This window comes from uncultured Microbacterium sp., from assembly GCF_963521645.1.
In the GTDB taxonomy this organism is placed as follows: domain Bacteria; phylum Actinomycetota; class Actinomycetes; order Actinomycetales; family Microbacteriaceae; genus Microbacterium.
Genome location: NZ_CAUQVQ010000010.1, coordinates 49,581 through 60,474 on the forward strand (window position 1 = coordinate 49,581; position 10,894 = coordinate 60,474).

Consider the following 10,894-nt stretch of genomic DNA (forward strand, 5'->3'; position numbering starts at 1 on the left):
CTCCTCAGCGGGTGTCTGTCGTCCTCGTTAGGCTGACAGGGTGACGGACTCCGCAAAGCCTACCCTCATGGTCGTCGACGGCCATTCACTCGCGTATCGCGCCTTCTTCGCGCTCCCGGTCGACAACTTCACCACCAAGGACAATCAGCACACGAACGCCATCTACGGCTTCCTGTCGATGCTGGTGAACCTCATCAAGGCCGAGCAGCCGACCCACATGGCGATCGCGTTCGACACCTCCCGCCATTCGTTCCGCACCGACGAGTACCCCGAGTACAAGGCGACACGATCCGAGTCGCCTCAGGAATTCCGCGGCCAGATCCCTCTGCTGCAGGACTGCCTCGCCGCCATGTCGATCCCCGTGCTCACGAAAGAGGGCTTCGAGGCCGACGACATCCTCGCGACCCTGGCGACCCAGGGCGCCGAGCAGGGTTACGACGTCCTCGTCGTCTCGGGAGACCGCGACACGATCCAGCTCGTGACCGATGACGTGACACTGCTGTACCCCTCCGTGCAGGGAGTCTCGCAGCTCAAACGCTACGACCCGACCACAGTGCAGGAGCGCTACGGCGTGCGCCCCGAGCAGTACCCCGACATCGCCGCCCTGGTCGGCGAGACTAGCGACAACCTCCCCGGCGTGCCGAAGGTGGGGGAGAAGACGGCCGTCAAGTGGCTCACCCAGTTCGGATCGCTCGACGAGCTGCTCGATCGAGCCGTCGAGATCAAGGGCGTCGTCGGCGGCAACCTCCGGGAGCACATCGAAGACGTCCGTCGCAACCGCAAACTCAACCGTCTGCTGACAGACGTCGAGCTGCCGGTCGCTCCATCCGACCTCGCGGTCGCCCCGATCGACCCGCAAGCCGTGCGCGACATCTTCGCCCGACTGGAGTTCCGCACCCTGCTGCCGCGGGTCTTCGAGGCCGTCGGCGCGGGAGAAGTCGCCGACGACCCGACAACCGTCGTCGCTCTTCCGGCTCCCGTCGAGGTCAGCGCCTCCGAGTTCGTCGCCTGGGCCGGGGCCCAGACCGGCGAGGTCGCGCTGAAGCTCGTGCTCGATGCAGGGCGTCCCGCACGGCTCGGTGCCGCCGCCGCGACCGAGCTGCGCGAGCTCGACTGGAGCGACGAGGTCGCCCCTGACCTGCGTGGCTGGCTCGAGTCCGACGCGCCGAAGACCCTGCACGATGCCAAGCCGCAGGTGAAGGCCCTGCTGCGCGCGGGAGTGCGACTGGGCGGGCTCGCATACGACACGAGCCTCGCCGGCTGGCTCCTGCGCCCGAGCTTCCCCGACAAGACGCTCAGCGACCTCGTCGAGCGCTATCTCGGAGAGAAGCTGCCGGAGGCCGACCCCTCGCAGCTCGTCCCCGAGACCGAGGGCGCTACTCCGTCCCAAGAAGCCTGGTTCGCGTTGCGCGTGGCCGCTGCGCTCCGCGAGGACATCCCGGAGACGGTCGCGTCGGTGCTGACCGAGATCGAACTGCCGACCCTGACCACGCTCGCCGATATGGAGATCGCCGGCGTGGCGGTGTCTCACGACGTGCTCTCCACGTTCTCGGGTGAGCTGGCCACACGTGCGGATCGCATCGCCCAGGAGGCATTCGGCATCGTCGGGCGCGAGTTCAATCTCGGCTCGCCCAAGCAGCTGCAGGAGGTGTTGTTCGACGATCTCCAGCTTCCCAAGACTCGCAAGACCAAGACCGGGTACTCCACGGATGCTGCGGTTCTCGCCGACCTCCAGGACAGCCACCCGCATCCGTTCCTCGGCCTGCTTCTGCAGCATCGAGAGGCGACGAAGCTGCGCCAGATCATCGAATCGCTCGACACCGCGATCAAAGACGACCATCGCGTCCACACCACCTACGTGCAGACCGGCAGCCAGACGGGTCGCCTCTCGAGCACCGACCCCAATCTGCAGAACATCCCGGTGCGCACCGAGGAGTCGCGGCGGATCCGCAGTGCGTTCCAGGTCGGCGAGGGCTACGACGCCCTGCTGACCGCCGACTACTCGCAGATCGAGATGCGCATCATGGCTCATCTCTCGGGCGATGAGGGCCTCATCGAAGCCTTCAACAGCGGTGAGGACCTGCACCGGTTCGTGGGCGCTCGGGTGTTCGGCGTCGATCCGAGTGACGTCACGCCCGCCATGCGCACCAAGGTCAAGGCGATGTCCTATGGACTCGTCTATGGACTTTCTGCGTTCGGCTTGTCGAAGCAGCTCCGCATCGAGCAGTCCGAGGCGAAGCAGCTGATGGTCGAGTACTTCGCCCGATTCGGCGCGGTGCGCGACTATCTGCGCGCCTCCGTGATGCAGGCCAAGGAAGTCGGATACACCGAGACGATCTTCGGTCGCCGTCGCCCGTTCCCCGACCTCGCGAGCCCGAACCGGGTACTGCGTGAGAACGCGGAGAGGGCCGCCCTCAACGCGCCCATCCAGGGCAGCGCAGCGGACATCATGAAGATCGCACTGCTGCACATCCACGACGACCTGCGCAGCGAAGGCCTCGGATCGCGGGTCCTCCTGCAGATCCACGACGAGCTGGTGGTCGAGGTGGCGCCAGGGGAGTGGGACGCGGCAGAACGGATCGTTCGCACGCGAATGGGCGACGCCGCAGAGCTGAGAGTTCCGCTCGACGTGCAGGTCGGGCGCGGACGCGACTGGAACGAAGCCGCCCACTGAGGCGACGGCGCGCGGCGGGGGCATCCCTGTGTTCGGGACCACGACCCGGACTACTGTGGAGGGATGACTGCAGCCCCCCGCACTCCGTCAGCCATCGACAAAGTCGCCGAAGAGTGGGTCGACACCATCGCGGTGCTCGATCCGACCCTCGGCACCTACATCGGTCGGGACGACGTCAATGACCGGTTCGGCGACCTGAGTCCAGAGGGCCACGAGGAGATCGCCGAAGCGACGCGCGCGACCCTGGGGAAGCTGAACGCTCTCGCACCCGTCGACGCTGTCGATGAGATCACCAAGACCGATCTCTCGGCGGAACTCAGCCTCGATCTCGAGCTGCACGAGGCGAACTGGCACCTGCGCGATCTGAACGTCATCGCCTCGGCGGCACAGGACGTGCGGTCGGCATTCGACCTCATGCCGACCGCGACCGCCGACGACTGGTCCGTCATCGCCACGCGTCTCGCAGCAGTGCCGGACGCGCTGCGCGGCTACACCGAGACGCTGCGCGCCGGTATCGCCGCCGGGGTCACTCCGGCACGACGGCAGGTGGTGGAGGTCGCCACACAGATCGACCGCTACACCGCCGACGACGGCTTCTTCGCGGCCTTCGTGGCAGACGCCGCGCCGGTGGAGGGCAATCTGCCCGCATCCCTCGCCCGCACGCTCGCCGACAGCTCCGCGGCCGCTCGAGTCGCGTACCACGAGCTGCGGCGGTTCCTCGCCGAAGACCTCGCGCCCGCTGCAACCGAGGAGGATGCGGTGGGTCGTGAGCTGTACGCACTCAACTCGCGTCGCTTCCTCGGCGCGACCATCGATCTCGACGAGACCTACGAGTGGGGTCGCCAGGAACTCGAGCGCATGGTCGCCGAACAGACGTCCATCGCGAACGAGATCCTCCCCGGGGCGACCGTCGAAGAGGCCGTCGCCCACCTCGAAGCGGACCCCGCTCGCAAGCTCGTCGGCACGGCAGCACTCCAGCGGTGGATGCAGGAGACCAGTGACCGCGCGGTCGCCGAGCTCGGAGCCACGCACTTCGACATCCCCGACGCCATCCGCACGCTCGAGTGCATGATCGCGCCGACACAGGAGGGCGGGATCTACTACACGGGCCCGACGGACGACTTCTCGCGTCCGGGTCGGATGTGGTGGTCGGTGCCCGAGGGCGTGACGGAGTTCGACACCTGGCGCGAGCTCACCACGGTCTATCACGAGGGCGTGCCCGGACATCATCTGCAGATCGCGCAGGCCGTCTACAACCGCGCAGAGCTGAACTCGTGGCGTCGTCTGCTGGCGGGCACCTCGGGCCATGCCGAAGGGTGGGCGCTCTACGCCGAGCGCCTCATGCAGCAGCTCGGCTACCTCGACGATCCCGCCGACCGCCTCGGCATGCTCGACGGACAGCGCATGAGGGCTGCTCGTGTCGTGCTCGACATCGGCGTGCACCTCGGCAAGCCGCGTCTCGAGGGCGGCGGCATCTGGGACGCGGACTACGCCCTCGACTTCATGCGTCAGAACGTGAACATGTCGGATCAGTTCGTGCAGTTCGAGGTGAACCGCTATCTGGGGTGGCCGGGACAGGCTCCGTCGTACAAGGTCGGCCAGCGCATCTGGGAGCAGGTGCGCGACGCCTACCAGGCGGAACGCGGCGCGGACTTCGACGTCAAGGAGTTCCACAAGCGCGCGCTCGACATGGGCGGAGTGGGGCTGGACACACTGCGGACCGCACTTCTGACGCGCTGAGGGAATGATCCCCAGGAGAGCGGTGTTCATTCACCTGAATGGAAAGGGATGACATGAGCATCGAGTTCGGTCTGGATACGTTCGGCGACATCACACGAGGCGACGACGGCGAGCTCCTCACGGGAGCGCAGACGATCCGCAATATCGTGGAACAGGCCGAGATGGCCGATCGTGTGGGCGTCGACTTCTTCGGCGTAGGGGAGCACCACCGCTCCGAGTTCGCGGTCTCCGCTCCGGAGATGGTTCTCGCCACGATCGCCGGTCGCACGAAGAGCATCCGTCTCGGTACAGCCGTGACGGTGCTGTCCTCCGATGACCCGGTGCGCGTCTACGAGCGCTTCGCCACTCTCGATGCCCTGTCGAACGGCCGCGCCGAGGTCGTGCTCGGGCGTGGCTCGTTCATCGAATCCTTCCCGCTGTTCGGATACGACCTGCACGACTACGACGCCCTCTTCGAGCAGAAGCTCGAGCTCTTCGTCGAGCTGCTCGCCGAGAAGCCGGTCACATGGTCGGGGTCGATGCGCGCCGCCCTCGAGAACGCCGACGTCTTCCCCAAGACAGCGAACGGCCTTCGCACCTGGGTCGGCGTCGGCGGGAGCCCCGAGTCCGTCGTGAGGGTCGCCCGGCACGGTCTCGGGCTGATGCTCGCGATCATCGGCGGACCGGCAGGCCGCTTCGCTCCCTTCGTCGACCTCTACCACCGCTCCGTCGCGTCGTTCGGCACCACCTCGCACCCCATCGCCGTGCACTCGCCAGGCCACATCGCCGACACGGACGACGAGGCGTGGGACGCCGCGTACTCCGGCTTCGAGGCGATGAACAACACGATCGGCGCCGAGCGCGGATGGCCGCCTTACAGCCGGGCACGGTTCCAGAACGACATCGGTCCGGCCGGTGCGACCTATGCCGGTTCGCCCGACCGCGTGGCGGCCAAGATCGCCGACACGGTGACGACCCTCGGTCTCGGTCGCTTCGACCTCAAGTACGCGACGGGGACGCTGTCGCACGAGTCCATGATGCGCAGCATCGAGCTCTACGGAACCGAGGTCATCCCGCGCGTGCGCAGGCTGCTCGCTCAGCGCGACTGAGGATGACGGCGACGGCCGGCGACGAGCGCGGACACCCCTACGATGAAGGGATGGCCAACACCTCGTTGCCGAGCCGCGCGTCACTCGCCGGGCGTCTCGACGATCTGCCTTTCACCCGCCGCCATCTGCGTGTGCTGACGGGTTCCGGAGTCGGCTGGGCGCTCGACGCCATGGACGTCGGTCTCATCTCGTTCATCCTCGCCGCGCTCACCCAGCAGTGGGGCTTGACCAAGACGGATGCCGGCTGGATCGCCTCGGTGGGATTCATCGGCATGGCGATCGGCGCGACTCTCGGCGGGCTTCTCGCCGACCGGCTCGGGCGTCGACAGGTCTTCGCGCTGACGCTGCTCGTGTACGGCGTCGCCACCGGGGCGAGCGCTCTCGTCGGTGGAATCGCAGCGCTGCTCGTGCTGCGGTTCCTCGTCGGGCTCGGACTCGGTGCCGAGCTGCCCGTCGCATCGACGTATGTGAGCGAGTTCGCACCGGCGCGGATCCGCGGCCGGCTGATCGTCATCCTGGAGGCGTTCTGGGCTCTCGGCTGGACCGCCGCCGCGCTGATCGGCTACTTCGTGATCCCCGCATCGGAGGACGGCTGGCGATGGGCCTTCGCCTTCGGCGCGATACCCGCCGTCTATGCACTGGTCGTCCGATGGGGCCTGCCCGAATCTCCGCGGTGGCTGGCCTCGCGCGGCAGAATCGCCGAGGCGGACCGAATCGTGTCGCTGTTCGAGACCGATGCCGGCGTCGAACCCGGTCCCGCGATCCGTCGCGAACCGGCGTCTCGGTCGATCGCCGTCACCGCGAGAGCGCGGCTCACGACACTGTGGAACGCCGAGTTCAAGACCCGCACGATCTGCCTGTGGATCGTCTGGCTGTGCGTGAACTTCGCCTACTACGGCGCGTTCATCTGGATTCCGAGCATCCTGGTCGACGCCGGATTCGACCTCGTCCGCTCGTTCGGCTTCACGCTGATCATCACGCTCGCGCAGCTTCCGGGGTACGCGGTCGCCGCTTGGTTGATCGAGGCGTGGGGGCGCCGCACGACACTGTCGGTCTTCCTCGTGGGTTCGGCTGTCTCGGCTGTCTTCTTCGGCACGTCCACGACCGAGGTGGCGATCATCGCATCGGGCATGGCGCTGTCGTTCTTCAATCTCGGCGCATGGGGCGCCCTCTACGCGGTCACTCCCGAGATCTATCCGACCTCGCTGCGGGGCACCGGCGCGGGATGGGCCGCGGGAGTCGGCCGACTCGCATCCATTGTCGCTCCGCTCGCCGTCCCCGTCATGCTCGTCGCAGGCGGCGCACCCCTGCTCTTCGCGGTCTTCGGCGCATGCTTCGTGGTGGCCGCAGCAGCCGCCTGGGGCCTGTCCGACCGTCGCGGACAGGCACTGGACGATCGGTGAGGCTCGGCTCGCGGCGCACCGCTTAGGCTGGTTCCGTGACAGAGGTGCGATATGTGGCCATCGGCGATTCCTTCACCGAAGGGGTCGGCGATGTTCTTCCCGACGGTCGCGAGCGGGGCTGGGCCGACCTTGCGGCACAGGGCTGGGCCGATGCATCCGGGCACGTCGTGAAGTATGCGAACCTCGCGATCCGCGGCAAGCTCGCATGGCCCATCGTCGAGCAGCAGCTCGAGCCGGCGCTGGCACTGGGCCCGACGCACCTGTCTTTCAACGGCGGCGGCAACGACATGCTGCGACCCCGGACGGACGTCGAGCACATCGCCGACGCGTTCAGCCGGGTCCTGCGGCGCTGCGATGAGGAGGGTGTGACGTTGATCCTCCTCTCGGGCGCGAACCCGAGCGGCCAGCTGCCGATGGGCGGCCTCGTGAAGAAGCGGGGCGACCTCCTCTCCGAGGCCGTTCTTCGCCGCATCGAGAATCGCCCGGATGTCGTGCGGGCGCTGAACTGGCCGGACCGCGAGCTGTCTGAGCCGCAGTACTGGTCGGAGGACCGTCTTCACATGAACTCGGCAGGTCATCATCGCGTCGCCGCGAGAGTCCTGCACGGACTCGGATTCGAACCCGATCCGACGTGGTGGTCTCCGTCGTCACTCGCGGCATCGGGCCCCGGAGGGCTCGCGTACTACCGGGAGTTCGTCGGACCCTGGGTGAGGCGGAGAGTCACGCGGACGTCGTCCGGTGACGGACGCGCCGCGAAGTACCCGGCGTGGGTCGAGCTGGCACCGCGTTCGTGACCGACATCGAGATGCGTCGCATCGCAGGCGGTCGGGTCACGCTGCACGACGCCCGACGCAAGGTCGAGCGCTCCGTCGAACTCGAGGACTTCGAGATCGGCGTCTTCCCGGTGACCGAGGAGCAGTTGGGCGAGATCCTCCCGATCCCGTCACGGCACCCCCGCCGACCCGCCTCGGACCTGAGCTGGCTCCGCGCAGTGCACTTCTGCAACGCGGCTTCGGAGTGGGAGGGACTCGATCCGGTCTACCGCTTCGACGGTGAGGACGTCTCCTGGGACCCGACGTGCGACGGGTACAGGCTGCCCACCGAGGCGGAATGGGAGTACGCGTGCCGCGCCGGGTCGGTCGGCCCGCACTACGCACCGCTCGCGGACTCCGCCTGGACGAGCGCCGACGGCGTGAACGAACCGCAGGATGTGGGCGGGAAGCTGCCGAACCTCAACGGGCTCTTCGACACGCTCGGCAATGTCTGGGAGTGGTGCTGGGACCTCCTGGATCCGGCCCGCTACGGCGACTACCGCGTGTTCCGCGGCGGCGGGTTCGCTGACGATGCGTGGAGCGTGCGGGCGTCGGTGCGTCGCGGAGGGGCGCCGCGCATGCACCACGAGGACGTGGGCATCCGCGTCGCGCGAGGCGCATTCGACACACCGGGTGAGGCACAGGGGTGGTCCGACCGTGCGGACCGCGAGAACGCCGTGCTCGATGGTCCCGTGCCCTTCGGCTGGATGCCGCTGCGACGTCCCACCGGACGGTGAGATCTCGTCTCGTGTCTCCGACCCGGCTCCGCTGAAGGTCAGGAACGCTCCCGCTCCATCGATTTGATCATGTAGCTCGTCGGTCCGGGCGGCGGGGTGAATCCGTACTTCGCGTACAGTCCCTCGGCACCCTGCGTCGCAAGCATGATCCGCCGCACTGTCGAGAATCGCCGGAGGTCGTCGACCACGCCCTCGACGAGAATGGCGCCGACTCCATGCCCGCGGCTCTTCTCATCGACGAACACGTCGCACAGCCACGCGAATGTGACGCCATCGGTGACCACGCGCGCATAGGCGACCTGTCGGCCGTCCGCATCGAGGACGCAGTAGTTGCGAGACGCCTCCATCGCCGCCTCCTGGGTCTCACGCGACCGGCCCTGCGCCCAGTACGACTGCTCGCTGAGCCAGCGGTGCACGAGCTCACGATCGATGACAGACAGGTCGGAGGAGAACGAGTACGGCGTCGGCATGACCGACAGCATAGGAGACTCAGCGGCGCTTCTCGGGATCCAGGCCCATCCTGATGCGCGTGCGCTTGCGCTCGACGAGTATGCCCACCACGCCGAGGATCCAGAGCGGTATCGGCATGAGGAAGGCGATCCGGAACGCCTCGAACGAATAGGTCTCCGGCGTCCCGGCGCCCTGGATGTCGAGGGCGAGGCCGATCAGCCAGATCGCGATGAGCGCCGCGATGAAGCCGCCGGCGTTGGTCACGCCCGTCGCGGTGCTGAGACGATGCGACGGATTGTGTGTACGCGCGTGATCGAACGCGATCATGCTTGCAGGACCACCCGTCGCGAGTGCGATCGCGAGCGTATAGAGCATCCACAGGGGAGCGGGCTCAGGCATGGCGATCACCGCGACCCATGCGATGAACTGAAGGCCGACCGCGGGCAGCACGAGAGCGAGTGAGCGTTGATTGGGAAGGCGCCGCGAGAGATCGCCGATGAGCGGACCCAGCACCATGCCCGCGATCACATAGACCGAGATGATTCCCGCAGCGTGCGCGGTATCCAGCCCCTGAGCGGCCGTCAGGAAGGGCATGCCCCACAGCAGGATGAACGCTGTCCCCACGAAAGGCGTCGTGAAGTGCGACCAGAAGGCGAGACGAGTGCCCGGGTGCGCCAGCGCCGCGCGAATGCCGACGCCCGTGTCGATGGACGACGTGACGACACGGATCACTCCGGTGTCCGTGTTCACCGACACATCGGCACCCCGCTCCACGGGGTGATTGCGGATCAGCAGGGCCACGAGGATGGTGAAGAGCACGCCGAGCCCCGCGACGCTCCCGAATGCGATCGTCCAGGTCGTGGCATGGAGCAGCGCGGCGAGCGGTACCAGCGCGATCAGCTGTCCGGCCTGACCGATGATGCCCGTGAACTGCACCATGATGGGGCCCCGCTGCGCGGGGAACCAGGTCGCGACCAGCCGCAGCACGGCGGGGAAGATCGCCGCATCGCCGGCACCGAGGAGGACGCGCGCGAACACGGCGATGCCGATGCTGGGGGAGAGGGCCATCGTGAGCTGCCCGGCAGCCATGAGCAGCATTCCCGCTGTCATGATCGGACGGGAGCCGAATCGATCGAGCAGTATGCCGATCGGTATCTGCATGCCGCCATAGACGGCGAGCTGCACCACCGCGAACAGCGCGAGTGTCGACGCATCCGCCTGGAAACGATCGGCGGCATCGACCCCGACCGCTCCGAGAGAGGTGCGGTTCGTGATGGCGAGCACATATGCCGCGACTCCCACCGACCAGATGATCCAGGCCCTCCAGCCCGGCGTGGTCGCGGGGGAGCGGGGAACCTGTTGCACTCCTCTACGCTACTCCTCAGCCGAGGCGGCTCCGGCGACGACCGCGATGCCCCAGGGGTTCCGGACGTCGCATGCGGTCGCTAGCGTGGCCGCATGACACCTGCGCCGGTTCACCACTCGATCAACTACGTCGAACTCGTCGTCACCGATATCGACACGGCCAAGCGCTTCTATCAGAGCGCGTTCGGATGGAGCTTCGTCGACTACGGCCCGACGTACGCGGGAATCGCGGACCCGTCGGGCGATGGATCCGAGGTGGGCGGCCTTCTGCTCGCGGACACCGGCCGCGCAGCCGGCGGACCGCTCGTGCTGTTGTACTCCGACGACCTCGACGCGACGAAGGAGGCGATCACGTCCGCGGGTGGCGCCGTCACGCAGGGCCCGTATGAGTTCCCGGGCGGCCGACGATTGCACTTCACAGACCCCACGGGCAACGAGCTGGGTGTGTGGTCAGCCCGGTGACCTCGCGCGGGACGCGGGAACGGCACCTCGTCGTCGAACACGATCACCTGACAGTCACACAGATCGACGCTCTGCGGAACCTGTTCGACAGTGAATACCAGCCGATTCACGGCGCGTGGGATCCAGACCGTCCCTACGGCTACTCACCCGCAGACGTCCATGT

Annotated in this window: 9 protein-coding genes; 7 read left to right on the forward strand and 2 right to left on the reverse strand. The window is 67.5% G+C overall.

Annotated features, from left to right (window positions below; all coding sequences use genetic code 11):
* Window positions 1-40 precede the first annotated feature (40 nt).
* The 6 genes from polA to RWO82_RS04580 all read left to right on the forward strand — a co-directional run bounded on the left by polA (window position 41) and on the right by RWO82_RS04580 (window position 8,454).
* Window positions 41-2,674, forward strand: a complete 2,634-nt coding sequence (polA, locus tag RWO82_RS04555) for a DNA polymerase I (protein ID WP_314423935.1) — start codon at window positions 41-43, stop codon at window positions 2,672-2,674.
* A 63-nt stretch (window positions 2,675-2,737) separates the two neighbouring features.
* Entirely contained in the window at window positions 2,738-4,414 is a 1,677-nt protein-coding gene (locus RWO82_RS04560) for a DUF885 domain-containing protein (protein WP_314423937.1), read from the forward strand.
* A gap of 53 nt (window positions 4,415-4,467) precedes the next feature.
* Window positions 4,468-5,502 (forward strand): LLM class flavin-dependent oxidoreductase, encoded by a 1,035-nt coding sequence (locus tag RWO82_RS04565; protein ID WP_314423940.1) that lies wholly within the window; start codon window positions 4,468-4,470, stop codon window positions 5,500-5,502.
* A 50-nt stretch (window positions 5,503-5,552) separates the two neighbouring features.
* The gene (locus tag RWO82_RS04570; RefSeq protein WP_314423943.1) at window positions 5,553-6,905 is read left to right on the forward strand and encodes an MFS transporter; all 1,353 of its coding nucleotides are present in this window, start codon (window positions 5,553-5,555) and stop codon (window positions 6,903-6,905) included.
* A 44-nt stretch (window positions 6,906-6,949) separates the two neighbouring features.
* Window positions 6,950-7,699 (forward strand): SGNH/GDSL hydrolase family protein, encoded by a 750-nt coding sequence (locus RWO82_RS04575; RefSeq protein ID WP_314423959.1) that lies wholly within the window; start codon window positions 6,950-6,952, stop codon window positions 7,697-7,699.
* Window positions 7,696-8,454, forward strand: a complete 759-nt coding sequence (locus RWO82_RS04580) for an SUMF1/EgtB/PvdO family nonheme iron enzyme (protein WP_314423945.1) — start codon at window positions 7,696-7,698, stop codon at window positions 8,452-8,454. Before RWO82_RS04575 ends, RWO82_RS04580 begins: the two co-directional genes overlap by 4 nt.
* A gap of 38 nt (window positions 8,455-8,492) precedes the next feature.
* Here the strand turns inward: RWO82_RS04580 and RWO82_RS04585 are convergent, their stop codons facing one another.
* Both RWO82_RS04585 and RWO82_RS04590 read right to left on the reverse strand, forming a co-directional pair.
* Window positions 8,493-8,924, reverse strand: coding sequence for a GNAT family N-acetyltransferase (locus tag RWO82_RS04585; protein WP_314423947.1), 432 nt, complete (start codon window positions 8,922-8,924; stop codon window positions 8,493-8,495).
* A gap of 19 nt (window positions 8,925-8,943) precedes the next feature.
* Entirely contained in the window at window positions 8,944-10,269 is a 1,326-nt protein-coding gene (locus RWO82_RS04590) for an MFS transporter (protein WP_314423950.1), read from the reverse strand.
* A gap of 93 nt (window positions 10,270-10,362) precedes the next feature.
* On the opposite strand from RWO82_RS04590, the gene RWO82_RS04595 reads away from it, so the two are divergent.
* Window positions 10,363-10,731: a VOC family protein gene (locus RWO82_RS04595; protein ID WP_314423953.1), complete on the forward strand. Its 369-nt coding sequence runs from the start codon at window positions 10,363-10,365 to the stop codon at window positions 10,729-10,731.
* The last annotated feature ends 163 nt before the right edge of the window (window positions 10,732-10,894 follow it).

Excerpts from the sequence above, each read along its gene's own strand:
- RWO82_RS04560 (WP_314423937.1), top strand. The coding sequence starts at position 2,738 with ATGACTGCAGCCCCCCGCACTCCGTCAGCCATCGACAAAGTCGCCGAA.
- RWO82_RS04570 (WP_314423943.1), top strand. The coding sequence starts at position 5,553 with ATGGCCAACACCTCGTTGCCGAGCCGCGCGTCACTCGCCGGGCGTCTC.
- RWO82_RS04595 (WP_314423953.1), top strand. The coding sequence starts at position 10,363 with ATGACACCTGCGCCGGTTCACCACTCGATCAACTACGTCGAACTCGTC.
- RWO82_RS04565 (WP_314423940.1), top strand. The coding sequence starts at position 4,468 with ATGAGCATCGAGTTCGGTCTGGATACGTTCGGCGACATCACACGAGGC.
- RWO82_RS04585 (WP_314423947.1), bottom strand. The coding sequence starts at position 8,924 with ATGCCGACGCCGTACTCGTTCTCCTCCGACCTGTCTGTCATCGATCGT.